This is a genomic window from Streptomyces sp. NBC_01190, assembly GCF_045039895.1.
Taxonomy (GTDB): Bacteria; Actinomycetota; Actinomycetes; order Streptomycetales; family Streptomycetaceae; genus Actinacidiphila.
In genome coordinates this window covers 4,970,729-4,986,607 of record NZ_CP108580.1, presented here as the reverse complement: position 1 = coordinate 4,986,607, position 15,879 = coordinate 4,970,729, and the positions used below count along the sequence as shown (strand labels likewise).

The window sequence follows — 15,879 nt, the reverse complement described above, 5'->3', positions numbered from 1 at the left end:
GCCTCACCCTGGCACCCCCTGTCCCCCAACTCTTCCCAGGCCGGGAATGGGCCGGCCTTGTGCGGCCGCTGCGTCGCAGGTCGCCGGGGCTTGACCCGCGGCGGACCGGGTCCCGAGGGGGGATAACCCCACCCCGGCCGGGACAGCGCACCCCATGGCGACCGGGCGCCGGGCCCGGCAGGCTTGGGGCCATGAACACCACGCCCACCCCTGGCGCCGCCACGCCGACGTCCGAACCGCTGCCGCCGGCGCGGTTCGCCTTCGACGGCGCGACCTGGCGGGAGATCGCGCACCTGCTGCTCAACCTCGTCACCTCGATCATCGGTTTCGTCTACGTCGTCACCACGGTGAGCCTGGGCGTCGGCCTGTCGGCGACGGTGATCGGGCTGCCGCTGCTGGCGCTCGGGCTGAAGGGCTGCCGACTGCTCGGGAAGCTGGAACGGGCGCAGGCCCGGGCGCTGCTGGGGGTGCGGGTGGAGGAGCCGCGGCCGCTGCGGATGGGCACGATGGGGTTTCTGCCGTGGCTGTTCGCGGCAGTGAAGGACCCGGTGGCGTGGCGGCACGCGCTGTACTTCGCGATCCGGCTGCCGTGGGGGATCGTGACCTTCACGGTGACCCTGGTCTCGCTGTTCGTGCTGTGGCCGGTGCTGCCGTTCGTCGCCCGGGGGATGGCGTCGGTGGACCGGGCGCTGGTGCGGGGGCTGCTCCAGCCGTCGGACGAGCTGGAGCGGCGGATCGCCGAGCTGGAGTCGGACCGCGGGGTGGTGGTGGACACCGCCGCCGCCGATCTGCGCCGGATCGAACGTGATCTGCACGACGGCGCGCAGGCCCGGCTGGTGGCGCTCGCCATGGATCTCGGGCTGGCCAGGGAGAAGCTGCTGGAGGACCCGGAGGCGGCGGCGCGGATGGTCGGCGAGGCGCACGGCGAGGTGAAGATCGCGCTTCAGGAGCTGCGGGACCTCGCGCGCGGCATCCACCCGGCGATCCTCACCGACCGGGGGCTGGACGCGGCGCTGTCGGCGGTGGCCGCGCGCTGTACGGTCCGGGTCGCGGTCACCGTGGAGCTGCCGGCCCGGCCGGCCGAGGCGATCGAGGGGATCGCCTACTTCACCGTCTCCGAACTGCTCCAGAACGTCAGCAAGCACAGCCAGGCCCGGAGCGCCTCGGTGGACGTGTGGCGGGCCGGGAACCGGCTGATGATCCAGGTACGGGACGACGGGCACGGCGGCGCGGATGTCGGCTCGGGGTCGGGTCTCGCCGGACTCGCCGAGCGGCTCGACTCGGTGGACGGCCTCTTCGTTGTGAGTTCGCCGCCGGGCGGCCCGACCGAGGTGACGGCGGAACTGCCGTGGCGGGACCGGGAGTTCCGCAAGGACGCGATAGGGCGCTGAGGCGTCGCGGGTGGCCTCGCGGGCGGTCCGTACCTGGTCGGCTCGCGGCTGCGCCGCCCGCGTTCGGTCGGCGGTAGCCGGGGGTGGGGGTAGCCCCACCCCCAAGACGCCTATCCGCACCATGGGTCGGCCCGGGCCCGGGGGCCACGCTGTTGGTATGACGAGCAGTGCGGAGAGGACGGTCCCGACCATGGCTTACGGCATTGCGACCGAGGAGCGCGCCCACCGGGCGCCGACCGCGCTGCGGGCGCCGGTCGAGGCGCGGACCTGGCGGGAGTTGGGCTATCTGCTGCTCAATCTGCCGATGGGCATCACCGGCTTCGTCTGGACCGTGACGATGCTGTCGCTCGGCGCCGGACTGCTGATCACCTTCATCGGCCTGCCGGTGCTGGTCGTGGCGCTCGGCGGTTGCCGGGCCATCGGCTTCGCGGAACGCGCCAGGGCCCGGGCCCTGCTCCGGCTGCCGATCGAGGAGCCGGGTCCGGTACGGACCAAGGGGCGCGGCTTCTTCCCGTGGGTCGGCGCGCAGCTCGGCAGCGGCGTCAACTGGCGGCACGCGGTCTACTGCCTGCTGCACTTTCCGTGGGGTGTGTTCACCTTCTCCGTCGCGGTCACTCTCTTCACCTCGGGCTGGGGGCTGCTGACGTATCCGCTGTGGCACTGGGCCGCCCCGGTGTACATCGGTCAGCAGGGCGTCCAGGCCTACGGTGACGGCGGCCACCGGGGCTGGTGGCTGCACACTCCGCTGGACCTGACGCTGTCGGTGGTGGCCGGCGCGCTGCTGGTGCTGGCACTGCCGTGGCTGGTACGGGGGATGGCGTACGTGGACCGGATGCTGGTGGCCGGGCTGCTCGGTCCTTCGCCGCTGGACACCCGGGTCACCGAGCTGGAGTCGGACCGCGGGGTGGTGGTGGACACCGCCGCGGCCGATCTGCGCCGGATCGAACGTGATCTGCACGATGGCGCGCAGGCGCGGCTGGTGGCGCTGGCGATGGATCTGGGCATGGCGAAGGAGAAGCTGCTGGAGGATCCGGCGGTGGGGGCGGCGATGGTGGAGGAGGCGCACGGTGAGGTGAAGATCGCGCTTCAGGAGTTGCGTGATCTGGCGCGGGGGATCCACCCGGCGATTCTCACCGACCGGGGGCTCGGTCCGGCGCTGTCGGCGGTGGCGGCGCGGTGCGTGGTGCCGGTGGCGGTGACGGTGGAGTTGCCGGGGCGGCCGGTGCCGGCGATCGAGGGGATCGCGTACTTCACGGTGTCGGAGCTGTTGCAGAACGTGAGCAAGCACAGTGGGGCGTCGCGGGCGGGGGTTGATGTTTGGCGGGTGGGGGATCGGTTGATGGTGTGTGTCTTTGACAATGGGAGGGGTGGGGCCTCCGGTGGGGCGGGCGGGGTGGGCGCCGGGCCCGGCGGGGTGGGCCTGGCCGGCCCGGGGCTCGTGGGGTCGGGCTTGGCGGGGTTGGCGGAGCGGCTCGACTCCGTCGATGGGGTGCTGGTCGTGGACTCCCCCGCGGGTGGGCCCACCCGGGTGACGGCGGAGCTTCCCTGGCGGGTGTAGGTAGCCCTGCCGGCGGCAACCGGTCTGCGTCGGCCACGCAATCGGGCGGGCCCATCCGCGACCGCCGCGGTGCCTCGGTTGTACGCGGACCGCCGGCCGGCCGTGGCTGGTCGCGCAGTTCCCCACGCCCCTACGGGGCACGGTCGGTCGCACCCCGGCCGCCGGCCGGCTGTGGTTGCTCGCGCAGTTCCTCGCGCCCCTGACGGGGCATGGTCCGGGGTGGGGCGGTCGCGCGCCGGATGCGGGCCGGATGTGGCTGGGCGCGCAATTCCTGGCGCCCTCCGGCGGGGTTAGCTGACGCGGAGGAGAGATTTGCCCAGGTTTAGGCCGGATTGGAGGGTTTCGTGGGCCTCGGGGGCGGAGGTGAGGGGGAGTTCGGCGGTGATGTCGAGGCGGATCGCGCCGGTGGCGAGGAGGGAGAGGGCGGCGAGGGCGTGGGCGCGGACCAGGGTGGGGGCGCGGCGGGAGAGGTCGGCGATGTCGTAGCCGGCGAGTGAACGATTCTGCTGGCGGAGGGGGAGGACGGGGAGGGAGAGGTCGGGACGGCGGGCGGCGTCGCCGTAGACGGCGAGGCGGCCGAAGGGGGCCAGTACGGACAGGCTCGCCAGCCGGGTGGGGCCGCCGATCGGGTCGAGGACGACATCCAGCTCGGCGACGTGCGCGGTGAAACCGTCCCGTATGTGCACCGCGTCATAGCCGAACCGCTTGGCGTACACCGCCTTGGCCGCCGTGCTGACCGTGCCGTGCACGGCGGCCGCGCCCAGCGCCCGGGCGATCTGGGCCGCCGCGGAGCCGACCCCGCCGGCCGCCGCGTGGATCAGGACGGAATCGCCCGCGGCGAGCCGCGCCGCCCCGGCGAGCACCCCGTACGCCGTGGTCAGCGAAAGCGCCACACCGCCGCCGTCGCGCAGTGAGATGCCGTCCAGCGGATAGGCGAAGGCTGCGGGCGCGACCGCGAACTCGGCGTAACCGCCGCCGTCGGGCAGGAAAGCGGCGACCGGGTCGCCGCAGGACAGCCCGGTGACGCCGGGGCCGAGCGCGGCGACCTCCCCGGAGACCTCGTACCCGGGCACGTCGATGCCGTCCGGCGCGCCCAGGTCGCCGAGCCGGTGGCACATCTCGCCGTAGTTGACGCCGGCGTAGGCGACGCGGATGAGCACCTGGCCGGGCCCCGGCTCCGGCACGGGCAGCTCCACCGGCCGCAGCACCTCCGGGCCGCCGTTGACGTCGAAACCGACCGCGAGCACGCGCTCTCCTCTCCCCTGGGCGCCGCCCGATCGCGGCGCCCCCTTGATCGCCGAGTGCCGCGCGGGCTCGCCCGGTCTCCCGACCGGGCAGGATCACCCGGTTCGGCCGATGGGCGCAACCTTGCCCATCCGATGTCCACCGGCACCGTATGCCCCATCGCCCCGCCGATGCTGGAATGCTGGGGAGGGTCGATCAGGCCCGAGGGGCTGGGAGAAGAGTGAGGGACAGTGAAGGACACCGTGCGGGTGGTCATCGCCGAGGACTCGGTGCTGCTGCGGGACGGCTTGACCCGGCTGCTGACCGATCGAGGTCATGAGGTGGTGGCCGGGGTCGGCGACGCCGTGGGCCTGCTGAAGACGGTCGACGAGCTGGTGGCGCAGGGCGCGGCCCCCGATGTGGTGGTGGCCGATGTCCGGATGCCGCCGACCCACACCGACGAGGGCGTCCGCGCGGCCGTCCGGCTCCGGCGCGACCACCCGGCGGTGGGCGTCCTGGTGCTGTCGCAGTACGTGGAGGAGCAGTACGCCACCGAGCTGCTCGCCGGTTCCACCCGGGGCGTCGGCTATCTGCTCAAGGACCGGGTGGCCGATGTCCGGGAGTTCGTGGACGCGGTGGTGCGGGTCGCCGAGGGCGGCACCGCGCTCGACCCCGAGGTGGTCGCCCAGCTCCTGGGCCGCAGCCGCAAGCAGGACGTACTGGCCGGCCTGACCCCGAGGGAGCGCGAGGTGCTGGGCCTGATGGCCGAGGGCCGGACCAACTCGGCGGTCGCCAGGCAGCTCGTGGTGAGCGACGGCGCGGTCGAGAAGCACGTCAGCAACATCTTCCTGAAGCTGGGGCTCGCGCCCAGTGACGGGGATCACCGGCGCGTACTGGCCGTGCTGACCTACCTGAACTCATAGGTTGGGGACAGCCGCCACACAGCATCGGGCGGCGCCCGGCGGCCGGCGCCGGCGCCTGTGACGGGAGTGACACCGGCAAGGAGTCGGCTTTGCGCACCCGGCAAGATCCGGTCACATCCAGGGGAGGGGACCCTTACCGACGTACGATGACCGGAGCCGCCGCCTCGAAGGAGGTCCGTTTCTGTGACCAGCCAGGTCAGCAGCCCCACCGGTGTGGGCGCGGGACAGGAGCCTGCCGTCATGACAGACGTACTCGGCGAACCAACCAAGCTGTCGAAGGAGACCAAGCGGCTGGACCGGGTGATCATCCGGTTCGCCGGTGACTCCGGGGACGGCATGCAGCTCACCGGGGACCGTTTCACCTCGGAGACCGCGTCGTTCGGCAACGACCTGTCGACGCTGCCGAACTTCCCGGCCGAGATCAGGGCGCCCGCGGGGACCCTGCCGGGGGTGTCGTCCTTCCAGCTCCACTTCGCCGACCACGACATCCTCACCCCCGGCGACGCGCCGGATGTCCTGGTGGCTATGAACCCGGCCGCGCTGAAGGCGAACGTGGGCGATCTGCCGCGGGGCGCGGAGATCATCGTCAACACCGACGAGTTCACCAAGCGCGCGATGGCCAAGGTCGGGTACACGGCCAATCCGCTGGAGGACGAGTCGCTGACCGCCTACGCCGTGCATCCGGTGCCGCTGACGACGCTGACCGTGGAGGCGCTGAAGGACTCCGGGCTGGCCCGCAAGGACGCCGAGCGGGCCAAGAACATGTTCGCGCTCGGGCTGCTGTCCTGGATGTACCACCGGCCGACGGAGGGCACCGAGGAGTTCCTGCGGAAGAAGTTCGCGAAGAAGCCGCAGATCGCCGAGGCGAACGTGGTGGCCTTCCGGGCCGGCTGGAACTTCGGCGAGACCACCGAGGACTTCGCCGTCTCCTACGAGGTGCGGCCGGCCGCCACCGCCTTCCCGCCGGGTGTCTACCGCAACATCTCAGGGAATCTGGCGCTGTCGTACGGGCTGATCGCGGCCTCCGCCCAGAGCGGGCTGCCGCTGTTCCTCGGCTCGTACCCGATCACCCCGGCCTCGGACATCCTGCACGAGCTCTCCCGGCACAAGAACTTCGGCGTGCGCACCTTCCAGGCGGAGGACGAGATCGCGGCGATCGGCGCCGCGCTCGGCGCCTCCTTCGGCGGGTCGCTCGCGGTGACGACGACCTCGGGTCCCGGACTGGCGCTGAAGTCGGAGACGATCGGCCTGGCGGTCAGCCTGGAGCTGCCGCTGCTGATCGTGGACATCCAGCGCGGCGGCCCGTCGACCGGCATGCCGACCAAGACGGAGCAGGCCGACCTGTTGCAGGCGCTGCACGGCCGCAACGGCGAGTCGCCGGTGCCGGTGGTCGCGCCCTCCACCGCCGCTGACTGCTTCGACGCCGCCCTGGAGGCCGCCAGGATCGCGGTGGCCTACCGCACCCCGGTGCTGCTGCTCTCCGACGGATATCTGGCGAACGGCTCCGAGCCGTGGCGGATCCCGGACACCGCCGAGCTGCCCGATCTGCGGGTGGAGTTCGCCTCCGGGCCGAACCACACCGAGGCCGACGGCAGCGAGACCTTCTGGCCCTATCTGCGCGACCCCGAGACGCTGGCCCGGCCGTGGGCGGTGCCGGGGACCCCCGGCCTCGAACACCGGATCGGCGGGATCGAGAAGCAGGACGGCACCGGCAACATCAGCTACGACCCGGTCAACCACGACTTCATGGTGCGCACCCGGCAGGCCAAGATCGACGGCATCACGGTGCCGGACGTGGTGGTGGACGACCCGGGCGGCGCGGCCACCACCCTGGTGCTCGGCTGGGGCTCGACCTACGGTCCGATCACCGCGGCGGTCCGCCGGATCCGCGGCGAGGGCGGCGCGGTGGCGCAGGCGCACCTGCGGCACCTCAACCCCTTCCCGGCCAACCTGGGCACGGTGCTCGCCGGGTACGACACGGTGATCGTGCCGGAGATGAACCTGGGGCAGCTCGCGCAGCTGCTGCGGGCGCGCTATCTGGTGGACGCGATCTCGTACAACCAGGTCACGGGGCTGCCGTTCAAGGCGGAGCAGCTCGCCACGGCGATCAGCGAACTGAGCACGCGGTCCGGTACCGGTCCGAGCGATGGTGCGGGCGGTCGTCCGAGCACGGGAGATGAGGGTCATGGGAATGTCTGAGGCGCTTTCTTTGGTGCCCAAGGCGGCGGCCACGCAGAGCATGAAGGACTTCAAGTCCGACCAGGAGGTGCGCTGGTGCCCCGGCTGCGGGGACTACGCGATCCTGGCCGCGGTGCAGTCCTTCATGCCCGAGCTCGGCCTGGCCCGCGAGAACGTGGTGTTCGTCTCCGGGATCGGCTGCTCCAGCCGCTTCCCGTACTACATGAACACGTACGGCATGCACTCCATCCACGGCCGCGCGCCGGCCATCGCAACCGGGCTCGCCGCCTCCCGGCGGGACCTGAGCGTGTGGGTGGTCACCGGTGACGGCGACGCGCTCTCCATCGGCGGCAACCACCTGATCCACGCGCTGCGCCGGAACGTCAACCTCAAGATCCTGCTCTTCAACAACCGGATCTACGGGCTGACCAAGGGCCAGTACAGCCCCACCTCGGAGATCGGCAAGATCACCAAGTCGACGCCGATGGGCTCGCTCGACGCGCCCTTCAACCCGATCTCCCTCGCGCTGGGCGCCGAGGCGTCCTTCGTCGCCCGCACCCTGGACTCCGACCGCAAGCACCTGCAGAGCGTGCTGCGGGCGGCCGCGGCCCACGAGGGTACGGCGCTGGTGGAGATCTACCAGAACTGCAACATCTTCAACGACGGCGCCTTCGACACGCTGAAGGACCAGGAGACGGCGCAGGAGGCGCTGATCCACCTCGAACACGGGCAGCCGATCCGCTTCGGCGCGCCCTTCGCGGCGGATCAGGGCGGCGACGGCCTCGGCTGCAGGGGGGTCGTCCGCGACCCGGCGACCGGCGATCTGGCCGTGGTCGACATCGCCACCCACGGCACCGAGGGCGTCCTCGTCCACGACGCGCACGCCGCCTCGCCGACCAACGCCTTCGCGCTGTCCCGGCTCGCCGACGCCGACACCCTCCACCACACCCCGGTCGGGGTGCTGCGGGACGTGAAGCGGCCGGTCTACGAGAACGACATGGCCGATCAGTTGGAGGAGGCGGTGGTCCGGCAGGGCAAGGGAGAGCTGTCGGCGCTGCTGGCCGGCAGCGACACCTGGACGGTCGTCTGACCCACCGCCCTGCGGCGAGCCCGCCGCGCAACCGCCACCGCCCGGCCCGGAATCCTCCGAGCCGGGCGGTCGTGGTGCGGGGTGCGGCCCGGCGGGCGGCCTCAGGCCGTACGGGCGGCTTCCCGGGTGCCGGCCCGGGGATGCGTGCCCGCGCCGCTCGCGGCCTGGTCGTCGTACGCCGTACGGGCCGCCTCCACGTCCGGGACGTGCGCCACGGTCCACTCGGCCAGCGCGCGGACCTGGCGGGCGGCGCCCATACCGAGCGGGGTGAGGTCGTAGTCGACGTGCGGCGGGATGACCGGGCGGGCCTGGCGGCGGACGAAACCGTCCCGCTCCAGGGTGCGGAGCGTCTGGGTGAGCATCTTCTCGCTGACGTCGCCGATCTCCCGGCGCAGCTCGCTGAACCGGCGGGAGCCGTCGAGCAGGGCGGTGAGCACCAGGACGCCCCAGCGGCTGGTGACGTGCTCCATGATGGCCCGCTCCGGGCAGCTAACCTTCATGTACGTACCGTACCTGAAGGTGGGTACTTTCCCGTGGTTAGTGTGACGGATACCGTGGACCGGGCCGTGCGGGAAGCGATCGCGCGCCCTCAACCACCGCATCACGGGAGCACACCATGAGTATCGTCGTCACCGGGGCCACCGGGCACCTGGGCCGCCTCGTCATCGCGGAGCTGCTGGCCCGCGGCACCGCCGCCGGGGAGATCGCCGGGGTGGTGCGGGACGCGGAGCGCGCCGCCGACCTCGCCGGGCAGGGCGTGGAGCTGCGGGTCGCCGACTACGACCGGCCGGAGACGCTCAAGGACGCCTTCCACGCCGGCGACCGGGTGCTCTTCGTCTCCGGCAGCGAGCCGGGCCGCCGGATCCCGCAGCACACCGCGGTGGTGACGGCGGCCACCGAGGCCGGCGTGGCGCTGCTCGCCTACACCGGCGTCTTCGGCGGACCGGCCGCCGACTTCGCGCTCGCCGATGAGCACAAGGCCACCGAGGAGCTGATCCTCGCCTCCGGACTGCCGTACGTCTTCCTGCGCAACAACTGGTACACCGAGGTCTACACCGACAACCTGGCCCCCGTACTCGAACACGGCGCGGTGCTCGGCAGCGCGGGCGACGGCCGGATCGCCTCGGCCGCCCGCGCCGACTACGCGGCCGCCGCCGCGGTCGTGCTCACCGGCTCCGGCCACGAGAACCGCGCCTACGAGCTGAGCGGCGACACCGCCTGGAGCCTGGCCGAATACGCCGCCCTGGTCGGTGAACTGACCGGCCGGGAGATCACGTACCGGAACCTGACCACCGACGAGCACCGCGCGGCCCTGATCGCGGCCGGCCTGCCGGCGGGCTTCGCCGGAATCCTGGCGGACGTGGACCAGGCGATCTCCCGCGGCCTCCTCGCCGGCACCCCCGGCGACCTCACCCGCCTGATCGGCCGCCCCACCACCCCGCTCCGCGAGACGGTCGCCGCCGCGCTGAAGGACTGACACCGGCCCGCGCCCGGACCGCTCTTGGCGTCCTGGTGACACCTCCCGCCCGTCTGTCATGACCGTCTGGTGGAACGGACATGACAGACGGCGGCGGTCCCGCTACCGTCGTCGGGCGGGGATGTGGCGAGGCGGCACACCGCGGGCCGGTCCCGTGGGAGCACGGGGAGGGACCGGGATGGGCGAGCAGCGTACGGGTCTGGTGTACGGATTCGTGGCCTACGGGCTGTGGGGGCTGTTCCCGCTTTTCTGGCCGCTGCTGAAGCCCGCCGGGGCGATGGAGATCCTCGCCCACCGGATGGTGTGGTCGCTGGTCGTCGTCGGGGTCATCCTGCTGGTGCTGCGGCGCTGGGCGTGGCTGGCCGAGCTGGTCAGGCAGCCCAAGCGGCTCGGCCTGGTGGCGATCGCGGCCGTGGTGGTCTCGGTCAACTGGGGCATGTACATATGGGCCGTCAACGCCGGCCATGTGGTGGAGACCGCGCTCGGCTACTTCATCAACCCGCTGGTCACCATCGCGCTGGGCGTCCTCGTGCTGCACGAGCGGCTGCGTCCTGTGCAGTGGGTGGCGGTCGGCATCGGGCTCGTGTCGGTGGTGGTGCTCACCGTCGGCTACGGCCGGCTGCCGTGGATCGCCCTCACCCTCGCCTTCTCCTTCGGCAGCTACGGCCTGGTCAAGAAGAAGATCGCGATGGGCGGCCTGGAGTCGGTCGCCGCCGAGACCTCGGTGCAGCTCCTGCCCGCGCTGGTCTTCCTGCTGGTGCTCGGGGCGCGCGGCCACGCGACCTTCACCGGCCACGGCCCGGGCCACGCGGCCCTGCTCGCCGCCTGCGGGCTGGTCACCGCGCTGCCGCTGATCTGCTTCGGCATGGCCGCGACCCGGCTGCCGCTGTCCACCATGGGCCTGATGCAGTACCTGGCGCCGGTCTTCCAGTTCCTGATCGGCATCCTCTACTTCCACGAGGAGATGCCGGCCGAGCGCTGGGCCGGCTTCCTGCTGGTCTGGGCCGCGCTCGTGCTGCTCACCTGGGACGCGCTGCGCACGGCCCGCAGGACGCATGCGGCCGGCGCCGCCGACCGGGCCGCGGCGGCCACCGCGCCCCTGGCCGTCAGGCGGTGATGTCGCGGGTGGTCAGGCGGGCCCAGGCGGCGGAGCCGAAGACCGCCGCGTAGAGGGCTTGGAGGGCCAGATCGCGGGCGATGCCGCCCCACTGCACGGGGTCACGGAGCAGATCGGCGAAGCTCAGCCAGTAGTGCGGGAACAGGAACGGCTGGACGGCGTGCGACTGCGGGATGCTGTCCACGATCTGCACGGTGATCAGCAGCCCCACCGTGCCGGCCATCGCGCCGATGCCGCTGTCGGTGAGGGTGGAGATGAAGAGTCCCAGCGTGGCGAGCCCGATCAGCGATGCCGCGACCAGGAACGCGATCAGCAGCGCCCGCAGCATCCCCTCGCCCAGGGAGATCGTCGTACCGGACAGGGTGGTGACCGCGCCGACCGGGAAGAGCGCGCAGCCGACGATCAGCCCGGACACCGCCACCGTCAGCGTCCCGGCGAGGCAGAACACCAGCACCGAGGTGAACTTCGCCAGCAGCAGCCGGGTCCGGCCGGCCGGCGCGACCAGCAGATAGCGCAGGGTGCCGCCGCCCGCCTCGCCGGCCACCGCGTCGCCCGCGATCACCCCGATCGCCATCGGCAGGAAGAACGGCAGGGTCGCGGCGAGCGAGGCGAAGGTGAGGAACAGGCCGTTGCCGCTGACCTGCTGGATGAAGGCGGGGCCGTCCCCGCCGCCCCGGCCGACCGAGCCGCCGTCGCCGGTCTCGATCCGTACCGCGATCCCCACCAGCAGCGGTACTGCCGCCAGCACGGCGAGCAGTGCCAGAGTGCGCCAGCGCCGGAAGACGGTGACCAGCTCGGACCGGAAGAGGCCCAGCGACCACAGCGGGCGCGGTGGCCGGACGGGCAGGGGGCCGGCGGCGGCGGACACGGCGGGTCCCGCCGCGGGCCCCTCCGATACCTCGGCGGCGGGGTCCCCGACTGGCCCGGTGGGGTCGAGCTCAGCCCGCGACATCGAACCCCTCCCCCGTCAGCGCCACGAACGCGTCCTCCAGCGACGCCCGCTCCAGGCCGAACGCGCGGACCCGCACCCCGGCCGCGACCAGGGCGGCGTTGAGGTCGGCCAGATCCGGCGGGTCGGCGGGCAGTTCGCCGGTGACCCGGTCGCCCGCGATGACAGGGTCCTTGACCCCGTGGGCGGTGAGCACCTTCGCCGCGGCCCGCGGGTCCGGGGTGCCGACCGCCAGCCTGCCGCGGCCCCTGACACCCGCGGAGAGCTCAGCGACCGGCCCCTGGGTGATCAGCCGGCCGCGGGCCATCACCGCCGCGTGCGTACAGACCTGCTCGATCTCGTCCAGCAGGTGCGAGGAGAGGAAGACGGTGGTGCCGTCCGCGGCCAACGCCCGTACCAGCGAGCGGATCTCCCGCATGCCCTGCGGGTCGAGGCCGTTGGTCGGCTCGTCGAGCACGAGCAGCTCGCGCGGCTGGAGCAGGGCGGCGGCCAGACCGAGCCGCTGCTTCATGCCCAGCGAATACGCCTTGGCCTTCTTGGCCGCCGCCGGGGTCAGCCCCACCCGGTCGAGGGCGGCCCCCACCCGGGCCCGCCGGGTCCGGGGGTCCGCGGTGGGGTCGGCGGCGTCGTACCGCACCAGATTGTCGCGGCCGGAGAGGAAGCCGTAGAGGGCCGGGCCCTCGATGAGCGCGCCGACCTTGGGCAGTACGGTTCTGGCGGCGCCGGGCATCGGGGCGCCGAGCACGCGGGCGGTGCCGGCGGTCGGGGTGATCAGGCCCATCAGCATCCGGATGGTGGTGGTCTTGCCCGAGCCGTTGGGCCCGAGAAAGCCGAAGACGCTGCCGCGCGGCACCCGGAGGTCGAGGGCGTCCACGGCGAGGGTGCGGTGGTATCGCTTGGCGAGGCGGTGGGTCTCGATCACCGCGTCTTGCCTGTCGGCTCCCACCGCACACCTCCAGCTCTCTTGGCGGTAACACCGGCCCCGGACCGTCCGGGGAGCGGCTTTCGGCTCTCCCCCGGACCACCGGCCGGTGACCGGTCACCCGCGCAGTTCCTCGCGCCCCTGACGGGGCTCGGTTCCGCCGCCGCGGCAGTAGGCGGCGCCCTACAGGGGCGCGAGGAACCGCGCGACAAGCCACGATCGGCGGACGATCCGGCAACCGGCGGGCAGGGGCACCCCGGGCGGTCCGGTTATCGCAGGGCGGCACTCGCCGCGTCGGTGAGGGCGGATTCGGTGACCGCGCCGACGTAGATCGTGCCGTCGTCGGTGAGCAGGGCGTTGACCAGGCGGGTGTGGAAGAGAGTGCCGGCGCCGTAGGAGCCGCTGACCCTCTTGCCGAAGCTGTTCAGCAGATTCAGCGCCCCGCTGTCCTGGTCGCCCTTGGCGTCCTTGGCGTCCTTAGCTGCGCCCTTGCCCGGCTTCCCTAGGCCCCCGGAGGGCACCGCGTCCTTGGTGGTGACCACCGCGATCGTGTCCCAGCCCTGGCCGATGAGGGTCGGCTGCCCGGCCGCGGCGCCGTCGGCCGACCCGCCCCGACCGCCTGGCGCGGCGGGGGTGCCCGAGGGCGTCCCCTTGCCGGAAGCCGCGGGGCCGGAAGCCGGCTTGCCGCCCTCGGTGACCTTCACGCCCTTGCCCGGCGTGAAGGAGAACGTGCTCGCGGCCGGCTCGGCGAAGCTCACCTTGGTGAAGCCGATGTCGAAGACCGCCTCTCCACCACCCTTGGGGATCAGCGTGAACCGCAGCGGGACCCCCGTCTTTCCGTCCACCGCGATCCGGATCGCGCCGACGGTGGTGGCGTCCGCGTGCCGCGGGGTGACCACCAGCTCGTAGGCACTGTGCCCGGCGACCCGGGCGGTGCCGTCCACGGTGATCGAGGCGGTGCCCCGGGCGGCCTTGAGCACCTCTCGCGCGGCGGCCTGCGGGGTGGCCGGGAAGGGAAGGTCGCCGAGGACACCCGGGACTCCGCCGGAAAGCCGGTCCTGCCCGGCGCCGGCCGCCGGGCGCGGCAGCGTCTGGTGGTACGCCTGGTCGGACCCGCTGTCGTACGCCCACAGTTGAGCGCCGTTGTGGATGACGCTGTACTCGGCGGCGGGCTCGATCACGGAGATCTTCTGCCGGTCGGGCCCGTCGGCCGCCACATGGAGCTGGTGCGAACCGGCCAGGAGCTGGGTGAGCTGGGCCTGAGGCGCGGCGGGCGAGCCGCCGCCCGAGCCGGATCCCGCGGGGGCCGAGCCGCCGAACAGCCCGCCGCTGACCCCGGAGAGCGCGGCCGGCAGCCCCAGGTCGGTGGTGACCTTGACCGAGCCGCTCACCGTCCGGGTGTCGGAGCCGGCGATCTTCGTGAGGAGCTGCTCGGCGGTGATCGAGGGCAGCGAGGGAGAGCCGGCGTCGGCCAGCGCGGGCACCAGCAGGATGGTCGCCGCGGCGATGCCCGCGACCGCGAACGGCACCGCGTAACGTGCCGCTTTGTGTCCCCGGCCGCGCTCGGGCGGGGCGGGCTCCGGTCGGGGCGGTTGGATCAGTGCCATCGCTCTGCTGCCTCCCTGGTGAAGCGGCGGTCGGTCGGGGCGGCGCACCTTCGGCCCTCATCGACCGCCCCGGCCCTTGTCGCCATTGTCGCCCGGTCCGTCATGAAGTGGTGTGCCGCGGTGCGCCGTGCGTTACGGACAGTCGACCAAATCGGCGGCGGCCGCACATCGGCCGCCGGTCGCAACCCGCTCCACCCTTTGTACGCCGGGGGTATGACAACCCCTTAGGGCCCTTCAGAACCCGGACCCCGAAGGCCACGACGCACACGGCTCGGGCGGCCAAAGCGGCTCGGCTCACGCCTCACGCCTCACGCCGTCCGGTGCACCACCGCGTCGCACAGCCCCGCCAGCGCGTGCTTGGCCGGCGTCTCCGGCAGCGGGGCGAGCGCCGCCCTGGCCTCGTCCGCGTACCGCACCGTGTCACGGCGGGCCTGCTCGAGCGCCGGATGGCCGCGCAGCAGCTCCAGCGCCTCGGCGTGCAGGGCGTCGTCGGTGAGGTCGCCGTCCAGTAGCTGGTTGAGCCGGCGGTCGGTGGCCGAGACGCTGCCGGCCGCCTGCATGTACCAGCGGCGGACGTGCAGCACCGGCAGGGTGGGGATGCCTTCGCGCAGGTCGGTGCCGGGGGTCTTGCCGGACTCGTGGCGGTCGCTGGCGATGTCCAGTACATCGTCGGCGAGTTGGAAGGCGGTGCCGATCCGCTCCCCGAACTGGGCGAGGATGCTGACCACCGACTGGTCGGCGCCGGACATCATCGCGCCGAACCGTCCGGAGACCGACATCAGCGAACTGGTCTTGCCCGCGATGACCTCAAGGTAGTGGTCGATCGCGTCCCGGCCGTCGCGGGGACCGATCGTCTCCATGATCTGGCCGGTGACGAGTCGTTCGAAGGACTCGGCCTGCACCCGGACCGCCTCGGGCCCGAGGTCGGCGAGGATGTGCGAGGCGCGGGAGAAGAGGAAGTCGCCGGTGAGGACGGCCACCGAGTTGGCCCAGCGGGCGTTGGCGCTCGGCACGCCGCGGCGTACGTCCGCCTCATCCATCACGTCGTCGTGGTAAAGGGTGGCCAGATGGGTCAACTCGACCACGACGGCGGCCGGCACCACCCGGGGCGCGTACGGGTCGCCGAACTGGGCGCCGAGCATCACCAGCAGCGGCCGGAAGCGTTTGCCGCCCGCCTGGAGCAGGTGCCGGGCCGCCTCGGTGATGAAGGGCACGTCGCTCTTGGTGGCCTCCAGCAAGCCTTCCTCCACGGCCGCGAGGCCGTTCTGGATGAAGGCCTCAAGGGCCTCGTCCCACACGCTCAGCCCGAGGGGCCCGACGACGGTCACGAGGGGTACTCCTGTCGCTGATCTGGCTTCTGGCGAGTTCTGGTGCGGCGGGGCGGCACGGCTGCGGATCCGACCGGATCCGCGGGCGTTCGAGCTGCTGACGGGGGTAGTGCTG

At 72.8% G+C, this 15,879-nt stretch carries 12 protein-coding genes and 1 pseudogene; 7 read left to right on the top strand and 6 right to left on the bottom strand.

All coding sequences use genetic code 11. The features are described from left to right. Positions 1-191: 191 nt before the first annotated feature. A complete protein-coding gene (locus tag OG519_RS20840; RefSeq protein ID WP_405586083.1) occupies positions 192-1,391 on the top strand; it encodes a sensor histidine kinase in 1,200 nt (399 codons plus the stop codon). 190 nt (positions 1,392-1,581) lie between these two features. Then, positions 1,582-2,949 (top strand): sensor histidine kinase, encoded by a 1,368-nt coding sequence (locus OG519_RS20835; RefSeq protein WP_405586080.1) that lies wholly within the window; start codon positions 1,582-1,584, stop codon positions 2,947-2,949. 290 nt (positions 2,950-3,239) lie between these two features. Here the strand turns inward: OG519_RS20835 and OG519_RS20830 are convergent, their stop codons facing one another. Then, positions 3,240-4,196 (bottom strand): zinc-binding alcohol dehydrogenase family protein, encoded by a 957-nt coding sequence (locus OG519_RS20830; protein ID WP_405586078.1) that lies wholly within the window; start codon positions 4,194-4,196, stop codon positions 3,240-3,242. A 240-nt stretch (positions 4,197-4,436) separates the two neighbouring features. Between OG519_RS20830 and OG519_RS20825 the strand changes: the two genes are divergently transcribed. The 3 genes and pseudogenes from OG519_RS20825 (at position 4,437) to OG519_RS20815 (ending at position 8,364) form a co-directional block, all read left to right on the top strand. After that, a complete protein-coding gene (locus OG519_RS20825; RefSeq protein ID WP_405592878.1) occupies positions 4,437-5,096 on the top strand; it encodes a LuxR C-terminal-related transcriptional regulator in 660 nt (219 codons plus the stop codon). A 183-nt stretch (positions 5,097-5,279) separates the two neighbouring features. Next, a pseudogene (locus OG519_RS20820) lies at positions 5,280-7,211 on the top strand (2-oxoacid:acceptor oxidoreductase subunit alpha); the annotation flags it as partial. 76 nt (positions 7,212-7,287) lie between these two features. Beyond that, entirely contained in the window at positions 7,288-8,364 is a 1,077-nt protein-coding gene (locus OG519_RS20815) for a 2-oxoacid:ferredoxin oxidoreductase subunit beta (RefSeq protein WP_405586075.1), read from the top strand. 101 nt (positions 8,365-8,465) lie between these two features. On the opposite strand, the gene OG519_RS20810 is transcribed toward OG519_RS20815, so the two are convergent. Beyond that, positions 8,466-8,864: a winged helix-turn-helix transcriptional regulator gene (locus OG519_RS20810; RefSeq protein WP_405586073.1), complete on the bottom strand. Its 399-nt coding sequence runs from the start codon at positions 8,862-8,864 to the stop codon at positions 8,466-8,468. Between the two features lie 116 nt (positions 8,865-8,980). Here OG519_RS20810 and OG519_RS20805 point away from each other — a divergent pair, with 116 nt between their 5' ends. Then, the gene (locus tag OG519_RS20805; RefSeq protein ID WP_405586070.1) at positions 8,981-9,841 is read left to right on the top strand and encodes an SDR family oxidoreductase; all 861 of its coding nucleotides are present in this window, start codon (positions 8,981-8,983) and stop codon (positions 9,839-9,841) included. 178 nt (positions 9,842-10,019) lie between these two features. Beyond that, on the top strand, positions 10,020-10,958 hold the full coding sequence (rarD, locus tag OG519_RS20800; protein ID WP_405586067.1) for an EamA family transporter RarD: 939 nt from the start codon (positions 10,020-10,022) through the stop codon (positions 10,956-10,958). Here rarD and OG519_RS20795 read toward each other — a convergent pair. The 4 genes from OG519_RS20795 to OG519_RS20780 form a co-directional block, all read right to left on the bottom strand. Then, entirely contained in the window at positions 10,948-11,910 is a 963-nt protein-coding gene (locus OG519_RS20795) for an ABC transporter permease (RefSeq protein WP_405586064.1), read from the bottom strand. The genes rarD and OG519_RS20795 overlap by 11 nt on opposite strands. Further along, positions 11,897-12,853 carry an ABC transporter ATP-binding protein gene (locus OG519_RS20790; protein ID WP_405586061.1) on the bottom strand — a complete coding sequence of 319 codons (957 nt, stop codon included), beginning with the start codon at positions 12,851-12,853 and terminating at the stop codon, positions 11,897-11,899. Before OG519_RS20790 ends, OG519_RS20795 begins: the two co-directional genes overlap by 14 nt. Positions 12,854-13,098: 245 nt before the next feature. Then, complete coding sequence (locus tag OG519_RS20785) at positions 13,099-14,436, bottom strand: LolA family protein (RefSeq protein WP_405586058.1); 1,338 nt, start codon at positions 14,434-14,436, stop codon at positions 13,099-13,101. A 308-nt stretch (positions 14,437-14,744) separates the two neighbouring features. Then, positions 14,745-15,764 carry a polyprenyl synthetase family protein gene (locus tag OG519_RS20780; RefSeq protein WP_405586055.1) on the bottom strand — a complete coding sequence of 340 codons (1,020 nt, stop codon included), beginning with the start codon at positions 15,762-15,764 and terminating at the stop codon, positions 14,745-14,747. Positions 15,765-15,879: the final 115 nt, after the last annotated feature.

Excerpts from the sequence above, each read along its gene's own strand:
- OG519_RS20840 (WP_405586083.1), top strand. The coding sequence starts at position 192 with ATGAACACCACGCCCACCCCTGGCGCCGCCACGCCGACGTCCGAACCG.
- OG519_RS20835 (WP_405586080.1), top strand. The coding sequence starts at position 1,582 with ATGGCTTACGGCATTGCGACCGAGGAGCGCGCCCACCGGGCGCCGACC.
- OG519_RS20815 (WP_405586075.1), top strand. The coding sequence starts at position 7,288 with ATGTCTGAGGCGCTTTCTTTGGTGCCCAAGGCGGCGGCCACGCAGAGC.
- OG519_RS20810 (WP_405586073.1), bottom strand. The coding sequence starts at position 8,864 with ATGAAGGTTAGCTGCCCGGAGCGGGCCATCATGGAGCACGTCACCAGC.
- OG519_RS20805 (WP_405586070.1), top strand. The coding sequence starts at position 8,981 with ATGAGTATCGTCGTCACCGGGGCCACCGGGCACCTGGGCCGCCTCGTC.
- rarD (WP_405586067.1), top strand. The coding sequence starts at position 10,020 with ATGGGCGAGCAGCGTACGGGTCTGGTGTACGGATTCGTGGCCTACGGG.
- OG519_RS20795 (WP_405586064.1), bottom strand. The coding sequence starts at position 11,910 with ATGTCGCGGGCTGAGCTCGACCCCACCGGGCCAGTCGGGGACCCCGCC.
- OG519_RS20785 (WP_405586058.1), bottom strand. The coding sequence starts at position 14,436 with ATGGCACTGATCCAACCGCCCCGACCGGAGCCCGCCCCGCCCGAGCGC.